The sequence below is a fragment of the Streptomyces sp. C genome (assembly GCF_000158895.1).
Lineage (GTDB): Bacteria > Actinomycetota > Actinomycetes > Streptomycetales > Streptomycetaceae > Streptomyces > Streptomyces racemochromogenes.
This window is the reverse complement of the sequence record NZ_GG657750.1, coordinates 1,816,923-1,839,195: the sequence shown is the minus strand read 5'-3', so window position 1 is coordinate 1,839,195 and position 22,273 is coordinate 1,816,923. Positions and strand designations below refer to the sequence as shown.

Below are 22,273 nucleotides of genomic sequence, written 5' to 3'. Positions count from 1 at the left end.
GCGCCGGCGCGGGGCGCGGGACGCGCGGCTCGCGGCGGTGGCCTGTACCGGCCGCGGCGGCGCCGCCCGACGCCGGCAAGACCCGGGCGGAACTCGGCGCGGTGGAGAGGCCGCTGATCATCGCGGTCGGCAGCCTGGTGGCGCGGCGCGGGTACTCCGTCCTGCTGGACGCGGCACGGGCATGGCGGGTCATGGAGCCGCTGCCCCTGCTGGTGATCGCGGGGGAGGGGCCGCTGCGGCCCGAGCTGACCCGGCGCATCGCGGAGGAGGGCCTCCCGGTCCGGCTGCTGGGCCGCCGCCGCGACGCCGACCGCCTGTTGGCGGCGGCGGACGTCGCCGTCCTCCCCAGCCGCTGGGAGGGCCGCTCCCTGCTGGCGCAGGAGGCCCTGCGGGCGGGCGTGGCCCTGGTGGCCACCGAGGTCGGCGCCGTCCCGGAACTGGTCGGCGACGCGGCCGTCCTGGTCCCCTACGGCGACTCGGGCGCCCTGGCCGGCGCGGTGGCCGCCCTCCTGGACGACCCGGACCGCCGCGCCGCCCTCGCGGTGGCGGGCCGCGCACAGGCGGCTACGTGGCCGTCGGAGGACGACACGGTGGCGCAGGTCCTGGCGGTGTACGACGAACTGATGGACCGGCCGATCTCGTGACGGGCTGACGTGCTGCCGCGCGGGCCCGCTATCTCCCCCTCGACCCCCCGGGCCCGGTCGGTGTTTGCCCACCCGCCCCCTCGTCTGCGGGCCGGTGGCCGGGGGCGGTACCCCCTCGGACGGTCTCAGGGAGGGTTGGGGGTTTCCCGTCAGTCCCATCGTCCTTCCGGTTCGGGCCGGTCCCTCAAGGGCGCTCCTTCGTCGCGTCGCTACGCGATCGCCTTCGGCGACCCTTGACCGACCGACCCGAACCGGAAAGCCGAAAGACTGCCGGGAAACCCCCAAAGAAACGGCACGGTCCAGAGGAGCAGGGACGGGCGTCTCAGGGACCAGGCGCGGTGCCGGGGGCCGGCCCGCCGGGCATCCGGGCCCCCAAGAGTCGAGATTCCGAGCCGGGGCGCGACTACCCGCACGAGAAGGCGAACAGACCGCCCAGGAAGCCCCAAGACGCGACAGATCGCTACGCGCTCCTCATTTCTTGGCGTCCGGCGACCGCCTGTGGCCGATACCCGCACCAAAAGGCGAACAGGGCAGCTCAGGAAGCCGACAGGCGCGCCAGATCGCTACGCGCTTCTCTGGTCTCGGCGGCCGACGGCCGCCCGTGGCTGGTCCGGGGCAGGTTCGACGTTGGCGGCGGCGGTGGGGAACGTACTCGTACTGCTCACTCATCGTCCTGCTCCGGTTCTTCGGGTGCGCTGTGCAGGAACCTTGCCCACCCGGCTTCGGCGCGGTCGATCAGTCCGGGGCTGGGACGGCAGCATCCCTGCAACTCGGGGCGTTCCTCTGCGCTGTTCGTCGTCATGCCGAGATGATGGCCATCGACACCGCCGACGGCCTGTTGGCCCGCGTCCTGGCGCCGGTTGGCAAGGGGAGCTGACATGGGCGTACCGATGGTCCTGACCGACGAGCAGATCGCCGAGAACCTCGCCGGACTACCCGGCTGGGAACGCAAGGGCGACGAGATCACCCGCACCTACGAGATCCGCTACCACGCTGCCGTGGCAGCCATCGTCACCATCGCCGACCGGTCCAGGCGCATCCAGCACCACGCGGACCTCGACCTGCGGATCGACCGCCTGCGGGCGACGATCACCACCCACGACGCCGGTCACCGCCTCACCGCAGCCGACTTCGACCTCGCCCACCGCATCGACGCGATCGTCGCCGCCCACCAGTCCCTCCCCCTGGACTGACCCAGCCACTTCACGGCAGTGGCGGATGCGATTACCGGTCAATCGCCGTCGGCGACCTTCCTGAACTCGATCACCAGCGAGCCAAAGCGGCGCATCCGAGCTCCGGGACCGGGGGTCTGTGCCGTGACGACCCATACCCCGGGCCAAGTCAGCGCCGCCACTGGCGGCCCGTCCGGATCAGCAGCGGCGATGACCACCCCCGCCTCCCACGCGACCTTCCGCGCCTGGGTCACGAACAGCCCGACGACATCGGGAACCGTCACTTCGTCAGCAGTACTCGGCCCCGTCCAGCTCATGGCCCGCCCTCCCCGTGGCAGGTCCCGGGCGACCTGCCGACCACGACCGTAGAGCTCCATCCACACCAGGCCAAGACGGCCGCCGGCCGCCGAGACCAGAGGAGCGCGTAGCGATCTGTCGCGCCTGTCGGCTTCCTGGGCTGTTCTGTTCGCCCTCTGGTGCGGGTATCAGCCCAAGGCGGTCGCCGGACGCCAAGCCGGGAGGAGCGCGTAGCGATCTGTTGCGCCTGTCGGCTCCCCGGGCTGGTCTGTTCGCCTTCTCGTGCGGGTAGTCGCGCACCGGCTCCGGATTTGGACTCTTGGGGCCCGGATGCCCGGCGGGCCGGCTCCCGGCCCCTCGTCTCGTCGCTGAGATGCCCGTCCCTGCTCCTCTGGACCGTGCCGTTTCTTTGGGGGTTTCCCGGCAGTCTTTCGGCTTTCCGGTTCGGGTCGGTCGGTCAAGGGTCGCCGAGGGCGATCGCGTAGCGACGCGACGAAGGAGCGCCCTTGAGGGACCGGCCCGAACCGGAAGGACGATGGGACTGACGGGAAGCCCCCAACCGGCTCTGAGACCGCCCGAGGGGACACCGCCTACCCGGCCACCGGCCCGCAGACAAGGGGGCGGGTGGGCAAACACCGACCGGGCCCGGGGGGTCGAGGGGGAGATAGCCGGCCCGCGCCACGCCGCGACCACCCCACCACCCCCACCCTCACGACGAAGCCGTGTGCCGTCGGGCCCGGAGGGCCAGGCTGAGGGAGAGGACCGTTTCGGGGTCGTCCAGGTCGGTGCCCAGGAGTTCCGAGATGCGGGCCAGGCGGTTGTACAAGGTCTGGCGGTTCAGGTGGAGCTCGCGGGCGGTCTCGGCCTTGCGGCCCGCGTGGGCCAGGTACGTCTCCAGGGTGGGCAGGAGCGGGGGGCGGGACGCGGCGTCGTGGACCCGCAGGGCGCCGATCGCGCGGTCCACGAACGCCGCCAGGTCGGGGTGCTCGCGCAGCCGCCACAGCAGCAGGTCGATGTCCAGGCGGCGGGCGTCGTACCAGGGCCGGGCTGGCAGGCCGTGGGCGGCGGTGGCGGTCTCGGCGGCGTGCCGCAGGCCCGAGGAGGCGGCCGCCCAGCCGCCCGCGACGCCGACGACCACGGCCGGCGGGGCGGAGGCCCGGTCGAGGCCGGCCCGTTCGACGCCGGCCCGCAGTGCGGCGGCGACCCGGTCGGCGACGGCCGTGCGTTCCGACTCGGCGCGCAGGGAGACCAGCAGCGGTACCCGGCCCTCGACCGGGCGGACGCCGAGCAGTACCGGTACCCCGACCGAGGACAGCTCCTCCAGTACCGCCCGGGCCAGCACCGCCCAGTTCCCCGAGGCCCCCAGCTCCGTGGAGAGCCGCATCACGATCGGCAGCAGCGGCCCCGTCCCCGGCCGGAAGCCGAGGACCCGGGCCTGCGCCGGGGCGTCCTCCGCCGAGATCCGGCCCTCGGCCAGGTCCGTGAGGAAGTCCCCCCGGCCGCGCGCGGCCAGCTCCTCCTCCTGCCGGGCCTGCATCAGCACCACCGCGAGGACCCCCGCCGTGCGCTCCGCCGCCATCCGGTGCACCGGCAGCAGCGGCGCCGAGACCCCGACCAGGACGACCCGCGCCCGGACCGACCCGGTGCCGTGGCCGCCGCCCGGTACGTCGACCACGACGGCGTTCGCCGACGGTTCGGCCGCGCGCTGGCCGCGCAGCCCCTCCCACACCTGGAGCGGGTCCGCCGCCGCCTCCCCGGCCACCGGTCCGGCCGCGTAGAGGAGTTGGCCGTCCGGGGTCTCCAGGAAGACGGGGTTGCCGGTGAAGTCGGCCAGGATGCGGAGCACCTGCGGGATCCCGCCGCCGCCCAGCAGGGCCTCCGTGCAGCGCCGGTGGACCTCCTCGGCGCGCTGGAGCAGGGCGTAGTGCCCGTTGACGATCTCGGTGTGGACCTCCTCCGTCACCGTCACGAAGGGGACCTCGCGGTGGAGTTGGACGAGCGGCAGTCCGGCGGCCTTGGCCGTCTCGACGATGGTGGCGGGCAGCCGGCTGAAGCGCGGGCCCAGTTCCACGACCAGCGCGGCGATGCCCCGGTCCGCGAGGCGGCGTACGAAGGCGCGCTGCTCGGCCGGCCGCGTGCCCAGTCCGAGCCCGGTGGTCAGCAGCAGTTCGCCGCCCTTGAGCAGTGAGGCGATGTTCGGCACCTCGCCGGCGTGCACCCAGCGGACGGTCCGTCCCAGCCGGTCGGCGCAGGCGACGACCTCCGGGAGCCCGCCGCGCAGCCCCGGCAGCTCAAGTGCCCGCTGAACCGTGATTCCGCCCTGGTTGTCCATATCGCGGACGCTACCGGCCGCCCTGTTCCGCGCACATCACCGGGCGGTTACGGAGTCCGATATGACCCCCGTCCGGACCGACAACTCGTCGCTCCGGCAAGAAGATTATCGGACCGCGTGCCGATTGTGGTGTGCGTCACGCCGGTGGAGAGTGTCGGCCCTCGGACAGAGCAGGGAAACAGGCCGGCACGACAGACCAGAAAGCAGGAACGAGGACCCATGAGCAGAGCCAGCGCCACGCCACCGCCCGCCGCCACCACCGCCACCGGGGCCACCGGGGCCACACCCCCGGTCCAGCGACTGAAGGCCAACTCCGTCGGCCTCGTCGGCGTCGTCTTCATGGCGGTCGCCACCGCCGCGCCGATCACCGCCATGACCGGCAACCTCCCCATCGCGGTCGGCTTCGGCAACGGCACCGGCGCCCCCGCCGGGTACCTCTTCGCGACCGTCGTCCTCACCGTCTTCGCGGTCGGCTACGTGGCCATGGCCAAACGGATCACCGCCGCCGGCGCCTTCTACGGGTACATCTCGCACGGCCTCGGCCGCATCGCCGGCATGGCCTCCGGGATGCTCGCCGTCCTCGCGTACATCGTCTTCGAGGCCTCGATCGTCGGCGTCTTCTCCTACTTCGCGAAGACGACCGTCCACGACCAGCTCGGCGTGGACCTGCCGTGGATCCTCTACGCGGCCGCCATGCTCGCCGTCACCGCCGTCCTCGCCCATTTCGACATCAACCTCACCGCCAAGGCCCTCGGCGTGATGCTCGTCGCGGAGATCGCGGTCCTCTTCGCCGTGGCCACCGCCGTGCTGATCGCGGGCGGCGGCCCCGACGGGATCCCCCTCGAACCGGTCAACCCGAAGAACGCCTTCACCGGCACCTCCGCCGGACTCGGCCTCTTCTTCGCCTTCTGGTCCTGGGTCGGCTTCGAGTCCACCGCGATGTACGGCGAGGAGTCCCGCGACCCCAAGCGGGTCATCCCCAAGGCCACCATCATCTCCGTCGTCGGAGTGGGCCTCTTCTACATCTACGTCTCCTGGATGACCATCGCCGGCAACGGCCTCTCCACGTCCGTGGAACTCTCCGCCTCCACGAACCCCCTCGACCTCTTCTTCGCCCCCACCCACACCTTCATCGGCGCCTGGGCCGTCGACGCCTTCCAGTGGCTGCTGCTCACCGGCTCCTTCGCCTGCGGGATGGCCTTCCACCAGTGCGCCGCCCGCTACCTCTACGCGATCGGCCGCGAGGGCTTCCTGCACCCGGCCCTCGGCCGTACGCACGCCGAGCACGGGTCCCCGTACGTCTCCTCCCTGGTGCAGACGGCCATCGCCACCGGCCTGGTCGGGCTGTTCTGGCTGACCGGGCAGGACCCGTACATCCACCTGTACACGCTGCTCGCGATCCTCGGCACGATGGCGATCCTCATCGTGCAGACCCTCTGTTCCTTCGCGGTGATCGGCTACTTCCGCAAGAACCACCCCGAGGACCGGCACTGGTTCCGCACCTTCACGGCCCCGCTGGCCGGGGGCATCGCCATGGCCGCCGTGGTCGTCCTGCTGCTGGTCAACATGAGGACGGCGGCCGGGCTCGCCGCCGACTCGTTCTTCTTCACGCTGATCCCGTGGATCGTCGGGTCCGTCTTCTTCGGCGGGCTCGGACTCGGCCTCTGGCTGAAGTTCAAGGCCCCCGCCCGCTACGAGGTCATCGGCCGGGTCGTCCTGGAGGACTCCGCCGAACGCGCCGACGAGCCCGCCGGCGACTCCAGCCCCTCCGCCGCGAACGTCTAGAAGGAGCCACCGCCATGGCCCGTACGCCCCTGATGAACGCGCTCCAGCGGCTCGCCGCCGAGCACTCCGCCGCCCGCCGGCTGCGGCTGCCCGTCGCCGAGGTACGCGGCTCCACCCGCCGCGAACTCCTCTCCAGAGCCGCCGCGCTCGGCCTGGGCACCGCCCTCGCCTCCTCCGCGACGGCCGCCACCGCCACCGCGTACGCCGCTGACAGCGCCCCCGCGAAGAAGCCCGCGGCCCCGGCCCGCGTCGCCGTCGTCGGCGCCGGGATCTCCGGCCTCACCGCCGCGCTCACCCTCCAGGACGCGGGCATCCCCTGCACCCTCTACGAGGCCAACCCGGCCCGCGTCGGCGGCCGCATGTGGACCCAGCGCTCCCTGTGGGCGTACGGACAGACCTCCGAGATCGGCGGCGAGCTGATCGACACCAGCCACAAGAAGATCCTGGAACTGTGCCGCCGCTTCGACCTGCCCGTCGAGGACTTCCTCGGCGGCGGCCCGAACGGCGCCGAGGAAGTCCTCTGGTTCAACGGGACGTACTACTCCCGAACCCAGGCCGACGAGGACTTCAAGGCCGTCTACCAGGCGCTGCGCCGCGACCTCCAGGAAGCCGGCGAGGTCAGCTGGAACAGCTCCACCCCCGCCGGGACCGCCCTCGACGACATGACCCTGTACGAGTGGATCGAGACCCGGATCCCGGGCGGCCACGGCTCGCAGCTCGGCCGGTTCATCGACGTGGCCTACAACGTCGAGTACGGCGCCGACACGGACCAGCAGTCCGCCCTCGCCCTGGTCCTCCTGATGGGCTACCAGCCCAACCCCGGCAACTTCAACGTCTGGGGCCTGTCCAACGAGCGCTACCACGTGGTCGGCGGCAACGACCGCCTCCCGAACGCCATCGCCGCCGCCCTCGCCCCCGGCACGCTCGTCATGGGCCGCTCGCTGCTCGCCGTACGCGCCAACGCCGACGGCACCCAGACCCTCACCTTCGACGACTCCGGCGCCACCCGCACCGCCGTCGCCGACCACACCCTCCTGTGCGTGCCGCTGCCGGTCCTCCAGCGCATCGACACCTCCCAGGCCGGCTTCGACCCGCTGATGAAGAACCTCCTGCGGGACGCCCGCATGGGCTACTGCACCAAGCTCAACATGCAGTTCACCAGCCGCCCCTGGCGCGGCAGGGGCCCCTGGCCGGGGGTGTCGGCCGGCGACTGCTTCACCGACCTGGACGTCCAGCAGACCTGGGACACCACCAAGGTCCAGCCGGGCAACGGGGGCATCCTGCTCCAGTACGGCGGCGGCACCCTGGCCGGCTCGCTCACCCCGGGCAGCCCCTTCGCCACCGATTCCGACCCCTACGTACGCGCCCTCGCGGGCCGGATGCTCACCGGCATCGACTCCTTCTACCCCGGCACCAAGGCGGCCTGGACCGGCCGCGCCCAGCTCTCCGCCTGGCACCGCAACCCGTACTCCCTCGGCGCGTACTCGTACTGGCCGACCGGCTACCTGCACCGCTACGCCAAGTACGAGGGCACCGCGCAGGGCCGGATCCACATCGGCGGCGAGCACTGCAGCTACGACTTCCAGGGCTTCATGGAGGGCGGCGCCACCGAGGGCGAGCGGGCCGCCCGGGAGGTGATCGCCGCCCTCGCCTGACGCCTCACAGGGGCTTGATGTTGTGGTTGAAGCGGAAGACGTTGTCCGGGTCGTGACGCCGCTTCAGCTCGCCCAGGCGCCGCATGTTCCCGGCGCCCATGCCGGCCACCACCCGGTCCGCGCCCTCGTCCCCGGTGAAGTTGAGGTACACCGCGCCGGTGCTCCACGGCCGGGCGTCGGCGCGGACCTCCCTGACCCACTCCCGGACCCGGTCGTCGTCGGCCGGGTCCTCCCACATCCCGTACGGGTGCACCGCCCAGGGCGCGTCGCGGTAGGGGACCGGGTAGTCGGCCGGGCCGGAGGCGATGGCCCCGCCCTGCGGGAACAGCACGTGCTGGGTGCCCGTCGGCACCGGCATCGAGCCGGCCCGTGCGCAGAACGCGTCCACGAACGCGTCCGGCGCACCGGTCAGGTACTCGGCCGACCAGTAGTTACGGAGGCCCGGCGGGTCGTCGATCATGCACTGGAGGTCGGCGTACGGGATCGGCGTGACCATCTCCACCTCGTGCGGGATCGCCAGCAGCGGCTCCGCCAGCTTGCGCAGCCCCTCCTCCGGGCCCGCGTACGTCAGCAGCACGCCCGCCACCAGCAGCCCCACCAGGTGCGGCGGGACGAACTCCTCGGGCGGCGCCGTCATGTAGATCGCGCCGCCGCCCGCCTCCGGCGGACCCGACTCGATGACGTCCCGGAAGGTGCGCACCACCTCCGGGCCGCGCTCCGGCAGGTACAGCAGGAACGCGATCGACATGTGCGGCAGCTCGTGCAGCCGCAGCGTCAGCGAGGTCGCGATGCCGAAGTTCCCGCCGCCGCCGTGCAGCCCCCAGAACAGGTCCGGATGGTCCTCCGCCGTGACGTGCAGCAGCTCCCCGTCGGCGGTGACCAGGTCCACGCCCAGCAGGTTGTCCACCGCCAGGCCGAACTTCCGGTCCAGCCAGCCCGTGCCCCCGCCCAGGACGAAGCCGCCCACGCCGGTGGTGGACGCCCGGCCCCCGGTGGTCGCCAGCCCGTACGGCTCGCAGGCCCGGTCCAGGTGGCTCATCACGGCCCCGCCCCCGATGTGCGCGGCCCGCGCCGCCGGATGGACGGTCACCGCGTGCATCCGGCGCAGGTCCACGACCAGGCCGCCGTCGTTCAGGGACATCCCCGCCACGCTGTGCCCGCCGCCGCGCACCGCGATCGGCAGGTCCAGCTCGCGGGCGAACCGCACCGCCGTCACCACGTCCGACGCGCCCTCGCACTGGGCGATCACCGCCGGCCTGCGGTCGATCATCGCGTTGAACAGGGTCCGGGCCTCGTCGTACCCCGGGTCGTCCGGGGCGAAGACGTCACCGGCCAGATCCTCGCGGAGCACGGCGAGGGCCGTGCCCGCCTTCGAGAGGGGCGCCATGGCGACCCCCCTTTCCCGTGAAGGGCAAAGGACCCTTACAGGCTAGGCGGGCGGCCCCGGACCCGCGCGTCAGCCGCCGTAGGCCCCGCTCGCCGTCAGCCGCAGTGCCGTGTCGATCAGCGGAACGTGGCTGAAGGCCTGCGGGAAGTTGCCCACCTGACGCTGGAGCTTGGGGTCCCACTCCTCCGCCAGCAGCCCCAGGTCGTTGCGGAGCGCCAGCAGCTTCTCGAAGAGACGGCGGGCCTCGTCGACCCGGCCGATCATGGCGAGGTCGTCGGCCATCCAGAACGAGCACGCCAGGAAGGCCCCCTCGTCGCCCTCCAGGCCGTCCACCCCGGCCTCCTCGCCGGCCGTCGGGTAGCGCAGGATGAAACCGTCCGGGGTCGACAGCTCGCGCTGGATCGCCTCGATGGTGCCGATGACCCGCTTGTCGTCGGGCGGCAGGAAGCCCATCTGCGGGATCAGCAGCAGGGAGGCGTCCAGCTCCTGCGACCCGTAGGACTGGGTGAAGGTGTTGCGCTCGGGGTCGTAGCCCTTCTCGCACACGTCCGCGTGGATCGCGTCGCGCATCTCGCGCCAGCGTTCCAGCGGGCCGTCCGCGTCCCCGCTCTCGATCAGCTTGATCGTGCGGTCCACGGCCACCCACGCCATGACCTTCGAGTGCACGAAGTGGCGGCGGGGTCCGCGCACCTCCCAGATGCCCTCGTCCGGCTCCATCCAGTGGGTCTCCAGGTAGCGGATCAGCTTCAGCTGGAGCACGGAGGCGTAGTCGTTGCGGGCCAGACCCGTCATGTGGCCCAGGTGCAGGGCCTCGGTGACCTCGCCGTACACGTCGAGCTGGAGCTGGTGGGCGGCGCCGTTGCCGACGCGCACCGGCGCGGAGTTCTCGTAGCCGGGCAGCCAGTCCAGCTCGGTCTCGCCCAGCTCGCGCTCGCCGGCGATCCCGTACATGATCTGCAGGTTCTCCGGGTCGCCGGCCACCGCGCGCAGCAGCCAGTCCCGCCAGGCGGCGGCCTCGCCCCGGTAGCCGGTGCGCAGCAGCGAGGACAGGGTGATGGCGGCGTCGCGCAGCCACGTGTAGCGGTAGTCCCAGTTGCGGACGCCGCCGATCTCCTCCGGGAGGGAGGTGGTCGGCGCGGCGACGATCCCGCCCGTGGGCGCGTACGTGAGCGCCTTGAGGGTGATCAGCGAGCGGATCACCGCCTCCCGGTAGGGCCCGTGGTACGTACACAGGTCCACCCACTCGCGCCAGAACTCGCTGGTCGCCTCCAGCGCCGCCGCCGCGTCCGGGGTCTCCGGGGCGCCCTTGTGGGAGGGCTGCCAGCTGATCGCGAAGGCCACCCGGTCGCCGGGCCCGACCGTGAAGTCGGAGTACGTCGTCAGGTCCTTGCCGTACGTCTGCGCGTCGGAGTCCAGCCAGACCGAGTCCGGGCCGGCGACGGCCACGGTGCGCCCGTCCACCTTGTGCACCCACGGCACGACCCGCCCGTAGCTGAAGCGCATCCGCAGCGCCGAGCGCATCGGGACGCGCCCGCTGACGCCCTCCACGATGCGGATCAGCTGCGGCGCGTGGTCCTCGCGCGGCGGCATGAAGTCGACGACGCGGACGGTCCCGCGCGGGGTGTCCCACTCCGACTCCAGCACCAGCGAGTCCCCCCGGTAGCGCCGGCGGGCGGCCCGGGGCGGCTCCGCACCCGCGGGGACCGCCGGGCCGATGCGCCAGAACCCGTGTTCCTCGGTGCCCAGAAGGCTCGCGAAGACGGCATGGGAGTCGAAACGTGGCAGACACAACCAGTCCACCGAGCCGTCCCGGCAGACCAGCGCCGCGGTCTGCATGTCCCCGATCAGTGCGTAATCCTCGATGCGCCCGGACACGTTGGTCTCCAGTCGAACGGCCACGTCCGCCCCGAAGGGCGCTTGCAATGCGCTGTCGCGCGGTCTCCTGTGCGCAGGGATCCCCGCGTCGAGTCCTAGATTGCCGGAACCGGCGTTGTTACGCCGTCTGCCGGACTGCTCGGCGACGATGTGCAGCAGTGTCCGAGCACGTTATGAGCGAACCCTAGTGATCTCCTTAAGTATCGGGACAATGTCACTCGGCCAAACGGGTGACCTGCGGGAACGGCCGGCCGGAGGACCCGCGGGGGGCGCCGCGCCGCGCGCCCGGAGGCGGACCGTCCCGGGCGCTGATAGGCTGGTACCCCGTGGACCGGTGGTCTGCCTGTGCGAATCAGGGGCCCCGAAACCGCAGCTTCGGCACCCCCGGTAACGGGAGAAGTCGCCGGACGCACCTCACCTCGCGACCACGGGAGCCCCCTCTTGGCGATGCCGCCCGCTGCTTTTCGTACCAACGCAGCCATGACGACCAAGCACATCTTCGTCACCGGGGGTGTCGCTTCGTCCCTCGGCAAGGGCCTGACGGCCTCCAGCCTGGGTGCGCTGCTGAAGGCGCGCGGCCTGCGGGTCACGATGCAGAAGCTCGACCCGTACCTGAACGTCGACCCCGGCACGATGAACCCCTTCCAGCACGGCGAGGTGTTCGTCACCAACGACGGCGCCGAGACCGACCTGGACATCGGCCACTACGAGCGCTTCCTCGACGTCGACCTCGACGGCTCGGCCAACGTCACGACCGGCCAGGTCTACAACACGGTCATCGCCAAGGAGCGCCGCGGCGAGTACCTCGGTGACACCGTGCAGGTCATCCCGCACATCACCAACGAGATCAAGCACCGCATCCGCCGCATGGCGACCGACGACGTCGACGTCGTCATCACCGAGGTCGGCGGCACGGTCGGCGACATCGAGTCGCTGCCGTTCCTGGAGACCGTCCGCCAGGTCCGCCACGAGGTCGGCCGCGACAACGTCTTCGTCGTGCACATCTCGCTGCTGCCCTACATCGGCCCCTCCGGCGAGCTGAAGACCAAGCCCACCCAGCACTCCGTCGCGGCCCTGCGCAACATCGGCATCCAGCCCGACGCGATCGTGCTGCGCGCCGACCGCGACGTCCCCACCTCCATCAAGCGCAAGATCTCGCTGATGTGCGACGTGGACGAGGCGGCCGTCGTCGCGGCGATCGACGCCAAGTCGATCTACGACATCCCGAAGGTGCTGCACACCGAGGGCCTGGACGCGTACGTCGTGCGCAAGCTCGACCTGCCCTTCCGCGACGTCGACTGGACGGTGTGGGAGGACCTGCTGGACCGCGTCCACAACCCCGACCACGAGGTCAAGGTCGCGCTCGTCGGCAAGTACATCGACCTGCCCGACGCCTACCTGTCGGTGACCGAGGCGCTGCGCGCCGGCGGCTTCGCCAACAAGGCCCGCGTCCAGATCAAGTGGGTCACCTCCGACGACTGCAAGACCCCGGCCGGTGCCGCGGCGCAGCTCGGCGACGTGGACGCGATCTGCGTGCCCGGCGGCTTCGGCGACCGCGGTGTCAACGGCAAGGTCGGCGCGATCACCTACGCCCGCGAGAACAAGATCCCGCTGCTGGGCCTGTGCCTGGGCCTGCAGTGCGTGGTCATCGAGGCCGCGCGCAACCTGGCGGGCATCGAGGGTGCGAACTCCACCGAGTTCGACGCCTCGACCCCGCACCCGGTCATCTCGACCATGGAGGAGCAGCTGGCCTTCGTCGAGGGCGCGGGAGACCTGGGCGGCACCATGCGCCTGGGCATGTACACGGCCAAGCTGGCCGAGGGCTCGATCGTGCGCGAGGTCTACGGCGACGCGTACGTCGACGAGCGCCACCGCCACCGCTACGAGGTCAACAACGCCTACCGCGGCGAGCTGGAGAAGAAGGCCGGCCTGGTCTTCTCCGGCACCTCCCCGGACAACAAGCTCGTCGAGTACGTCGAGTACCCGCGCGAGGTCCACCCCTACCTGGTGGCCACCCAGGCCCACCCGGAGCTCCGCTCCCGCCCGACCCGGCCGCACCCGCTCTTCGCGGGCCTGGTCAAGGCCGCGGTGGAGCGCCAGCAGCAGGGCTGACGCGCGGTAGCTGACGCTCGGTAACGTAGACGGCCGGGTACGGATCATCCGTACCCGGCTGTCGCGCGTTGTGGAGGGCACTGGCCATGGGGATCGCCATCAAGGACACGTCGGAGACCTGGGAGACGCTGTCGACCAGCCGCCCCTTCCAGGGCGCCAAGACGGCGGTGGACTCCGACGAGGTGCGGATGCCGGACGGCTCGGTGGCCCGCCGCGACTACCAGGTGCACCCGGGGTCGGTGTGCGTGCTCGCCCTGGACGAGGACGGCCGGGTGCTGGTGGTCCGGCAGTACCGCCACCCCGTGCGGCGCCGGCTGTGGGAGCTGCCCGCCGGGCTGCTGGACGTGCCGGGGGAGAACCCGCTGCACGCGGCGCAGCGCGAGCTGTACGAGGAGGCGCACGTCAAGGCGGGGGACTGGCGGGTGCTGGCCGACTTCTTCGCCTCCCCGGGCGGCTCCGACGAGGCGATCCGGGTCTTCCTCGCGCGGGACGTGGCCGACGCGGACGGGGACCGGTACGCGGAGACGGACTCGGAGGAGGCCGACATGCAGGTGGAGTGGGTCGCGCGGGAGGAGCTGCTCCGCGGGATCCTGGCGGGCGAGCTGGGCAACGCGGCGCTGGTCACGGGGGTCCTGGCCCTTACCGCTGCGCTGGGCTCCGAGGCCGGTCTCGCGGCGCTCCGCCCCGCCGACGCCCCCTGGGCGGCCCGCCCGTACGAGGCGTAGCCGTTGCCCTGGCCGGGCGGGTCGGCTGCCGCTGCGCGGGCTGCTCCCCGCCCCGCCCTTCGCCCGTTCCCCGGGCTGCGCCCGGACCGCTCCTGGGGGCTCCGCCCCTTGCCCCCGTCGCCTCAAACGCCGGCGGGGCTATTCATAGCCCCGCCGGCGTTTGAGGCGACCGGCGCGGAGCGCCGTATCGGGGTCAGGGGCGGAGCCCCTGGGAACGGTGGAAGGGCGGGGAGGGGCAAGCCCCGCGCAGCGGCCCACCACCCGCACACGACCCACCGGCCCCAGCCACCCGAACCGGCCCCGCCCCGGCCCCGACGGCCGGAGGCCGGCGCAGCGGCGCGAAGCCGGGGAGGCCGCCAGCGGCCGAGCCGCGCGAGCGGCGCGTTCAAAAATACGGCCATCGGCTGATCCGATCGGGCGATCTACGGGCCGCGCTCCCCGCAGCCCGTCGCTCTGCGTGAACTACGCTCAGCACCCCGAAGGCAGGGAGAGGAGCGGATCCGTGGCGGATTTCGTCGGGCGGCGGCGTGAGCTCAAGGAGCTGCGCGAGGACATCGCGCGGACCGGGCTCGACACCCTCTCGGGCCGCAAGGCGAAGGCGCCCCGCGCGCGGGTGCTGCTCGTCGCAGGGAGGCCCGGGTCCGGGCGGACCGCGCTCGCGGAGGCGTTCGTGCGCGAGGTCGCCCCCCAGTACCCCGACGGCCTGCTCCGGGTGCGGCTCACCGAGCCCGGCGGGGAGACCGTCGCCACCGAGCGGGCCGTCCGGACCCTGCTGGAGGGCCTCGGGGAGCGCACCCCGCCGGGGGCCTGCGAGGACGACCTCAGCGCCGCCCTGCGCGACGCCCTCAAGAACCGCCGGGCGATCCTGCTCGTCGACGACGCCGCGGACCCGCAGCAGGTCGACGCCCTGCTCCCGGACACCCCCGAGTGCCTGGTGGTGGTCACCGCCGAGGGCCCGCTCACCGGGATCCCCGACGTCCGCCCCTGCACCCTCGGCGGCCTCGACCCCGCCTCCGCCGTCGGCCTGCTCGCCCGGATCATCGGCGACACCCGCGTCGCCGTCGACCCCCGTGCCGCCGAGGCCCTCGCCGAGGAGTGCGGGGGGCTGCCCGCGGCGCTCGCCCTGGCCGGCGGCTGGCTCGCCGCCCACCCCAAGGCCGCCGTCGCCGACCTCGCCAAGCAGCTCCACGAGATGCCCCCCGGCACCACCGGCCCGCTGGGCCGCGCCTTCCGGCTGGTGTACGAGTCCCTGCCGCAGCCGGCCCGCCGCACCCTGCACCTGCTGCCGCTCGCCCCCGCCGGGTACCTCGACTCGCACACCGCCTCGGCCCTGGCCGGCTGCTCGGTGGCCGCGGCCCAGTCCACCCTGGAGGACTTCGCCGCGCTGGGCCTCGTACGGCACGCCCCGGACGGCCTCTTCCTGCTCCCCGGCTGCCTCGCGCCCTTCCTCCAGGCCCTGCTGGAGACCAAGGAGCGCCCCGCCGAGGTGCAGCTGGCGCGGGCCCGGATGCTGGAGCGGACCGTACGGCTGCTCACCTCGTGCCGGGCCATGGCCGACACCGACGAGGACGACGACGGGCTGCTGCGCGAGCACCTGGACGGGACGCCCCGGGCCCTGCGCTTCCCCGACCGCCGGGCGGCCGCCACCTGGCTCGACACCCGGCTGCCCGCGCTGACCTCGTCCGCGCACCTGGCCGTGGCGGACGGCGGGCTGGACACCCTGGCCCGCAGGCTGGTCTCCGCCCTGGTCCGGGCGCTGGCCGGGCACCGGGGCACCGACGCGGCCGCCCCCGAGCTGTACGGGCTGCACCGCCTCGTCCTGGACGTGGCCGAGCGGCGCGGCCTGCACCGGGAGCGGGCCGCCGCCCTGCTGAACCTGGCCGATCTGGACGCCGAGACCGGCCGGACCCAGGACGCGCTGGCGCGGTACCGGGCCGCGCTGGGTGCCGGGAAGGCCGCGAAGGACCCGTACGCGACGGGCCGCGCGATGGAATCCGTAGGCGGGGCGTACCAGGAGCTGGCGGACTGGCCCCGGGCCTCCGACTGGTTCGGCCGAGCCCTCGCCCACGCCCTGGCGCGCGGTGAGCGCGCGGACGAGGCCAGGCTCTACGGCCGGCTCGGCAACGTGCACACCTACGCGGGCCGCTACGGGGAGGCCCTGCGCAGCTGGCGGGCGGCCGCCGCGGGCTACCGCCGGCTGGCCGATGTGCCGGGCCAGGCAAAGGCGTTGAGCGAGATGGCACGGGTCCAGGAGTACGCGGGCCGGCCCGAGGAATCCCTGCACACCTGCCGCGAGGCCATCGAGCTGGCGCGCCGTGCGGGGGACCAGCGGCTCCAGGCCGCACTGCAGGTCCGGCTGGCCGACACGCTGGACCGTCTGGGCGACCCGGCGGCGGCGAGGCTGCACCGTTCCGCAGCAGACAGATTGCTGGGCGACGACCCCGCAGCCTGCGAAATCCGTAGTGTGTCCGACTGAAATTATTGGTTTGCAAGGCTAGACAGCGACTCATCCTTCATTAGACTGGCTTCACCACGACATCAGTGGTGCATCCCGTTGCGCGTTCTTGTGGGCGGGTATGTATGGAAGTGCCCCGTAATATCCCCTGAGTCAAGGACCGTGATCGACGATGAAGGTCGGCATCCCCCGCGAGGTCAAGAACAACGAGTTCCGGGTCGCCATCACGCCCGCCGGCGTGCATGAGCTGGTCCGCAACGGCCACCAGGTCTTCATCGAGCAGAACGCCGGTGTCGGCTCCTCGATCACGGACGCCGAGTACGTCGCCGCCGGTGCCGAGATCCTCGGCACCGCCGACGAGGTCTGGGAGACCGCGGACCTGCTGCTGAAGGTCAAGGAGCCCATCGCGGAGGAGTACCACCGCCTCCGCAAGGACCAGACCCTCTTCACCTACCTGCACCTCGCGGCCTCCCGCGAGTGCACGGACGCCCTGCTGGAGTCCGGCACCACCGCCATCGCCTACGAGACGGTCGAGCTCGCCAACCGCGCGCTCCCGCTGCTCGCCCCCATGTCCGAGGTCGCGGGCCGCCTGGCCCCGCAGGTCGGCGCCTACCACCTGATGCGCTCGGCCGGCGGCCGCGGCGTCCTCCCCGGCGGCGTCCCCGGAACCCACGCCGGCGAGTGCGTGGTCATCGGCGGCGGCGTCTCCGGCTGGAACGCGGCGCAGATCGCCATCGGCATGGGCTTCCACGTGACCCTGCTCGACCGCGACATCAACAAGCTCCGCGAGGCCGACAAGATCTTCGGCACGAAGATCAAGACGATCGTCTCCAACGCCTACGAGCTGGAGAAGGCCGTCGTCGAGGCCGACCTCGTCATCGGCGCCGTGCTGATCCCGGGTGCGAAGGCCCCGAAGCTGGTCACCAACGAGCTCGTCGCCAAGATGAAGCCCGGAAGTGTCCTTGTCGACATTGCGATCGACCAGGGCGGCTGCTTCGAGGACTCCCGTCCGACCACCCACGCCGAGCCGACCTTCCAGGTCCACAACTCGGTCTTCTACTGCGTCGCCAACATGCCGGGCGCGGTTCCGAACACCTCCACCTACGCCCTGACGAACGCGACCCTGCCGTACATCGTGCAGCTCGCGAACCTCGGCTGGGCCGAGGCGCTGCGCCGTGACCCGGCGCTGGCCCTGGGCCTCAACACCCATGACGGCAAGGTCGTTTACGGCCCGGTCGCCGAGGCCCACGGCCTGGAGACCCTGGAGCTCAGCACGCTGCTCGGCTGAACCGTCAACGACTGACGTCAATCTCACGTATCCGGCCGGACCTTGCCCGCAAGGTCCGGCCGGACGCGTTTGCGGCGGCCCCGCGGAGCCCGCTCAACTCGCCTCGAACGTAACCCTTTAACCCTTTCGCACACCCGCGAAACTTCGCAGTGACAGCGCGCACGCCCTTGACAGAGTGGTGTTCGGTTGCCGACACATCGTGCCGGGTCCGGCGGATTGTGTTGCCGCTGGGCGGTGACACGCCATAGAGTCGCCAACCGTCGGCATGGTGCAACGCTGACCTATCGATAAGTGTCCTGGTCACGTCCGAGGAGGTAAGACGACTTGTGAATGAGTCGACATTTGCTCCTGGAGGTGGTCGAGCAGGGACGCCTGAGCGGGGACAGGGTCCTGCCGGGCTCGAAGCTGTCGGCTCCGTCGCGGTCCGCACCTTCGCAAACCACCAGCACATGACGACGCCCCAAAAGAGCATGGACGGCCTAGACGTGAACTCCACGGCCGGCGACCACGGTGGCGATACGCCCATTGGTTTCGCCGACTACGACCAGGTGCCCGAGGGGCACTTCTACGACCCCGACGCGGAATACGAGCCCGACCCCGAGTACGCGGCCACCCTCGCGCCCGACGCTGCCCGCCAGCGCCGCGAGCGGATCGGCCCGACCGGACGGCCGCTGCCGTACTTCCCGATCCCGGGTCCGCTGACCGACCACGGTCCGGCGAAGATCATCGCGATGTGCAACCAGAAGGGCGGCGTGGGCAAGACCACGTCGACCATCAACCTGGGTGCCGCGCTCGCCGAGTACGGGCGCCGCGTGCTGCTCGTCGACTTCGACCCGCAGGGCGCGCTGTCCGTGGGCCTCGGCGTGAACCCGATGGAACTCGACCTGACGGTCTACAACCTGCTCATGGAGCGGGGCATGTCGGCCGACGAGGTGCTGCTCAAGACCGCGGTCCCCAACATGGACCTGCTGCCGAGCAACATCGACCTCTCCGCCGCCGAAGTGCAGTTGGTGAGCGAGGTCGCGCGCGAGTCGACGCTCCAGCGGGCGCTGAAGCCCCTGATGGCCGACTACGACTACATCGTGATCGACTGTCAGCCCTCGCTCGGCCTGCTGACGGTGAACGCCCTGACGGCGGCTCACAAGGTCATCGTGCCGCTGGAATGCGAGTTCTTCGCGCTGCGCGGTGTCGCGCTGCTGACGGAGACGATCGAGAAGGTCCAGGAGCGGCTCAACCCCGAGCTGGAGCTCGACGGCATCCTCGCCACGATGTACGACTCCCGCACGGTGCACAGCCGCGAGGTGCTCGCGCGCGTGGTCGAGGCCTTCGACGACCACGTCTACCACACGGTCATCGGCCGCACGGTGCGCTTCCCGGAGACCACGGTCGCCGGCGAGCCGATCACCACGTACGCGTCCAACTCCGTCGGCGCCGCCGCCTATCGCCAGCTGGCCAGGGAGGTGCTCGCCCGGTGTCCCGCCGAGTGAGTCTGCCCGGAGCCGACGAACTGTTCCGCACGACCGGGGGGATGGCCCTCCAGTCGTCCTCGCCGCGTCGGGGCGCCGAGGAGGCGCCGGGCAGCGGTACGGGAGCGGAGCACGCGGCAGCACCGGTGGACGGCACGACGCGGGCCACGGGGGAGACCCGGGGGCGCGAGGCCGCGGAGCCCGGCGCGGCCGGGGCGCCGGGGGCGGGATCGGTGGGCGCGCAGCGCAGGCCGCAGGAAGGTTCTGCCAGCGCAGGTCCCCGGCAGGGCAAGGGCCCGGGCCGGGGCGCGAACCGGCGGCCGAGCGGGCGCGAGCGGCACGACGAGAAGATCACGGTCTACGTCTCCGCGGAGGAGCTCATGGACCTGGAGCACGCCCGCCTGGTGCTCCGCGGGGAGCACGGGCTCGCGGTCGACCGGGGTCGCATCGTGCGGGAGGCGGTCGCGGTGTTTTCTTTCCGACCTGGAGTCGCGCGGCGACCCCAGCATCCTGGTCCGCCGCCTGCGCGGCCGCTAGCCAGTTCTTTTGACGCGCCGCTCGTTTTTTCTGCGCCGGCCTCCGGCCGTCGGGCCCGGGCGGGGCCGGTGGGTCGTCTGCGGGTGGGTGTGCCGCTGCGCGGGGCGAGGTCCCCTGCCCGCCCTTCCACCGTTCCCCGGAACCGCGCCTCAAACGCCGGCGGGGCTGTTCACAGCCCCGCCGGCGTTTGAGGCATGGGGGTCCCCCCGGACGGAGTCTGGGGGAGGGTGAAGGGCGGGGAGGGGACGGTCCCGCGCAGCGGCGGACGCGTACCCGGCCGGGCAGGGCCTAGGCTGCGGTCGTGGCCGCTCGGCCGTGACCCCGTACCACCCTGGACCGCGATGCCCCCGAACGTAGACGCCCCCCGCCCGGCCCGCCGGAGCCTGGGCCGTGGCCCAGGGGCGGCCCAGGAGGCCCCTGAGGCGCCCGCTGCGGCCCGCGAGCCGCTCGGGAGCGACCAGGGGGCCGGGGAAGCGCCCCAGGCCCCTGACGCCCCGCCCGGAGGCGGTGCGGACCCCGCGCAGGCCACCCCCCGCCCCGCTGACAGCGCCGCCGGCCCCGCGCCGGCGGGGCCGGGCGGGCCCGGTGCACCGTCCCCGGGCGACCCCGGCGCCCAGGCGCCCGCCGCCGGCGACGGGCGGTTCACGTTGCGGCTCGACAACTTCGAGGGTCCCTTCGACCTGCTGCTCCAGCTGATCTCCCGGCACAAGCTCGACGTCACCGAGGTGGCCCTCTCCAAGGTCACCGACGAGTTCATGGCGCACATCCGCGCCATGGGCCCCGACTGGGACCTCGACCAGACCACCGAGTTCCTCGTGGTCGCCGCCACCCTGCTCGACCTCAAGGCCGCCCGCCTGCTGCCCGCCGCCGAGGTCGAGGACGAGGCCGACCTCGCCCTGCTGGAGGCGCGGGACCTGCTGTTCGCGCGGCTGCTCCAGTACAAGGCGTACAAGCAGATCGCCGCCATCTTCCAGGACCGCGCCGAGGCGGAGGGAAAGCGCTACCCCCGGACCGTCGGGCTGGAGCCGCACCACGCCGACCTGCTGCCCGAAGTGGTCATCAGCGTCGGCGCCGACGGCCTCGCCCGGCTCGCGGTGCGGGCCATGCAGCCCAAGGCCGCGCCGCAGGTGTACGTGGACCACATCCACGCCCCCCTCGTCAGCGTCCGGGAGCAGGCCGGGCACGTCGTACGCCTGCTCAAGGCGCGCGGCGAGGCGACGTTCCAGGAGCTGACCGAGGACGCCCCGGACACCCTCACCGTCGTCGCCCGGTTCCTGGCGCTGCTGGAGCTGTACCGGGAGAAGGCGGTGGCCCTGGACCAGCCCGAGGCGCTGCTGCGGCTCACCGTGCGCTGGTGCGGCGGGGAGGGCGACGGGATGCCGAGGGTGACGGACGAGTTCGACCGAGTCGTGGAGGTGGCGGAATGACCGGGGTGCGGGACCGGGACCGGGAGCGGCTGGAGCTGAAGGGCGCGCTGGAGGCCGTGCTGATGGTCGTGGACGAGCCCGCGACCGCCGAGCACCTCGCGAAGGTGCTCGACCGCACCCCGCGCGAGGTCGCGGACGCCCTGTCCGCGCTCGCCGACGAGTACACCGCCCAGCGGCGCGGCTTCGAGCTGCGGCTGGTCGCCGGGGGCTGGCGGTTCTACACCCGGCCCGAGTACGCGGCGGCCGTGGAGGCCTTCGTCCTGGACGGGCAGCAGGCCCGGCTCACCCAGGCGGCCCTGGAGACCCTGGCGGTGGTCGCGTACCGCCAGCCGGTGAGCCGTTCGCGGGTCTCGGCGGTCCGCGGGGTGAACTGCGACGGGGTCATGCGGACCCTCCTCCAGCGGGGTCTGGTGGCCGAGGCGGGCACGGAACCCGAAACAGGTGCGATCCTGTACAGGACGACGAACTACTTTCTGGAGCGGATGGGCCTGCGCGGCCTGGACGAGCTCCCGGAGCTCGCGCCCTTCCTTCCCGAGGCGGACGCGATCGAAGCCGAGACGCAAGAAGGTGTGCCGTCGTTCGATCCGGACGCACCGGACACTGACGTAGACGACGACAAGACGACGGAACTTTGATGCGAAGCAGCGGCAACGGCAACGGTGGCGGCAACAGGAACAGCGGCGGCAGCGGCGGCGGCGGGCGCGGTAACGCCCGCGGCGGCGGCTCCGGCGGCGGTGGCGGCTACCGCGGCGGCTCCTCCGGCGGCTCGGGAGGTGGCGGCTACCGGGGCGGCTCCTCCGGCGGCTCGGGAGGTGGCGGCTACCGGGGCGGCTCCTCCGGCGGCTCCGGCGGTGGCGGCTACCGGGGCGGCTCCGGCAGCGGCTCGGGCGGCGGTGGCTACCGCGGCGGCTCCTCCGGCGGCTCCCGCGACCGGGACCGGGACCAGGCGCCCCAGCGTCCCCGCAACCCGCGCCCCGAGGAGCGCCGCTACGACGTGGGCCCCGAGGGCGAGCGCAGCGGTCGCAGCGGCCCCCGCGCCGGTGGCGGCGGTGCCCGTGGCGCGGCGGCGCGCGGCGGGGCCAAGGGCGGTCCCCGTACCCCCTCCCGCACCCCCGG

The 22,273-nt window shown here is 72.7% G+C and carries 16 protein-coding genes and 2 pseudogenes; 13 read left to right on the top strand and 5 right to left on the bottom strand.

Annotated features, from left to right (window positions below):
* On the top strand, positions 1–644 hold a 644-nt coding region (locus SSNG_RS43605), incomplete at its 5' end, for a glycosyltransferase family 4 protein (RefSeq protein ID WP_007263321.1).
* A 661-nt stretch (positions 645–1,305) separates the two neighbouring features.
* Here SSNG_RS43605 and SSNG_RS41955 read toward each other — a convergent pair.
* Complete coding sequence (locus SSNG_RS41955; RefSeq protein WP_165364984.1) at positions 1,306–1,446, bottom strand: hypothetical protein; 141 nt, start codon at positions 1,444–1,446, stop codon at positions 1,306–1,308.
* A gap of 76 nt (positions 1,447–1,522) precedes the next feature.
* Between SSNG_RS41955 and SSNG_RS08085 the strand changes: the two genes are divergently transcribed.
* Positions 1,523–1,837 carry a 4a-hydroxytetrahydrobiopterin dehydratase gene (locus tag SSNG_RS08085; protein WP_007263320.1) on the top strand — a complete coding sequence of 105 codons (315 nt, stop codon included), beginning with the start codon at positions 1,523–1,525 and terminating at the stop codon, positions 1,835–1,837.
* 38 nt (positions 1,838–1,875) lie between these two features.
* On the opposite strand, the gene SSNG_RS08080 is transcribed toward SSNG_RS08085, so the two are convergent.
* The gene (locus SSNG_RS08080; RefSeq protein ID WP_042800729.1) at positions 1,876–2,133 is read right to left on the bottom strand and encodes a PASTA domain-containing protein; all 258 of its coding nucleotides are present in this window, start codon (positions 2,131–2,133) and stop codon (positions 1,876–1,878) included.
* Between the two features lie 689 nt (positions 2,134–2,822).
* The gene (locus tag SSNG_RS08075) at positions 2,823–4,445 is read right to left on the bottom strand and encodes a PucR family transcriptional regulator (RefSeq protein WP_007263316.1); all 1,623 of its coding nucleotides are present in this window, start codon (positions 4,443–4,445) and stop codon (positions 2,823–2,825) included.
* A 339-nt stretch (positions 4,446–4,784) separates the two neighbouring features.
* Between SSNG_RS08075 and SSNG_RS08070 the strand changes: the two genes are divergently transcribed.
* Both SSNG_RS08070 and SSNG_RS08065 read left to right on the top strand, forming a co-directional pair.
* The gene (locus SSNG_RS08070) at positions 4,785–6,230 is read left to right on the top strand and encodes an APC family permease (protein ID WP_241695210.1); all 1,446 of its coding nucleotides are present in this window, start codon (positions 4,785–4,787) and stop codon (positions 6,228–6,230) included.
* Positions 6,231–6,244: 14 nt separating this feature from the next.
* Positions 6,245–7,885: an NAD(P)/FAD-dependent oxidoreductase gene (locus SSNG_RS08065; RefSeq protein ID WP_042800728.1), complete on the top strand. Its 1,641-nt coding sequence runs from the start codon at positions 6,245–6,247 to the stop codon at positions 7,883–7,885.
* Between the two features lie 4 nt (positions 7,886–7,889).
* Here the strand turns inward: SSNG_RS08065 and SSNG_RS08060 are convergent, their stop codons facing one another.
* Together SSNG_RS08060 and SSNG_RS08055 are read right to left on the bottom strand one after the other, a co-directional pair.
* The gene (locus tag SSNG_RS08060) at positions 7,890–9,272 is read right to left on the bottom strand and encodes an FAD-binding oxidoreductase (RefSeq protein ID WP_007263313.1); all 1,383 of its coding nucleotides are present in this window, start codon (positions 9,270–9,272) and stop codon (positions 7,890–7,892) included.
* A 69-nt stretch (positions 9,273–9,341) separates the two neighbouring features.
* On the bottom strand, positions 9,342–11,171 hold the full coding sequence (locus tag SSNG_RS08055; protein ID WP_007263312.1) for a glycoside hydrolase family 15 protein: 1,830 nt from the start codon (positions 11,169–11,171) through the stop codon (positions 9,342–9,344).
* A 423-nt stretch (positions 11,172–11,594) separates the two neighbouring features.
* On the opposite strand from SSNG_RS08055, the gene SSNG_RS08050 reads away from it, so the two are divergent.
* The 9 genes and pseudogenes from SSNG_RS08050 to SSNG_RS43595 all read left to right on the top strand — a co-directional run.
* Positions 11,595–13,259: a CTP synthase gene (locus SSNG_RS08050; protein ID WP_007263311.1), complete on the top strand. Its 1,665-nt coding sequence runs from the start codon at positions 11,595–11,597 to the stop codon at positions 13,257–13,259.
* A 92-nt stretch (positions 13,260–13,351) separates the two neighbouring features.
* Complete coding sequence (locus SSNG_RS08045; RefSeq protein WP_042803087.1) at positions 13,352–13,984, top strand: NUDIX hydrolase; 633 nt, start codon at positions 13,352–13,354, stop codon at positions 13,982–13,984.
* 502 nt (positions 13,985–14,486) lie between these two features.
* Positions 14,487–16,460, top strand: a complete 1,974-nt coding sequence (locus tag SSNG_RS08040; protein WP_241695006.1) for a tetratricopeptide repeat protein — start codon at positions 14,487–14,489, stop codon at positions 16,458–16,460.
* 151 nt (positions 16,461–16,611) lie between these two features.
* Positions 16,612–17,727: an alanine dehydrogenase gene (ald, locus tag SSNG_RS08035; RefSeq protein ID WP_007263308.1), complete on the top strand. Its 1,116-nt coding sequence runs from the start codon at positions 16,612–16,614 to the stop codon at positions 17,725–17,727.
* 326 nt (positions 17,728–18,053) lie between these two features.
* Positions 18,054–19,214, top strand: a complete 1,161-nt coding sequence (locus tag SSNG_RS08030) for a ParA family protein (RefSeq protein WP_125604141.1) — start codon at positions 18,054–18,056, stop codon at positions 19,212–19,214.
* Positions 19,199–19,730: pseudogene (locus SSNG_RS43600) on the top strand (hypothetical protein). Before SSNG_RS08030 ends, SSNG_RS43600 begins: the two are co-directional and overlap by 16 nt.
* A gap of 341 nt (positions 19,731–20,071) precedes the next feature.
* Positions 20,072–21,157: a segregation/condensation protein A gene (locus tag SSNG_RS08025; RefSeq protein ID WP_007263305.1), complete on the top strand. Its 1,086-nt coding sequence runs from the start codon at positions 20,072–20,074 to the stop codon at positions 21,155–21,157.
* On the top strand, positions 21,154–21,792 hold the full coding sequence (gene scpB / locus SSNG_RS08020) for an SMC-Scp complex subunit ScpB (RefSeq protein WP_007263304.1): 639 nt from the start codon (positions 21,154–21,156) through the stop codon (positions 21,790–21,792). Before SSNG_RS08025 ends, scpB begins: the two co-directional genes overlap by 4 nt.
* Positions 21,792–22,273 (top strand): annotated as a pseudogene (locus SSNG_RS43595) (pseudouridine synthase); the annotation flags it as partial. The gene scpB and the pseudogene SSNG_RS43595, both read left to right, overlap by 1 nt.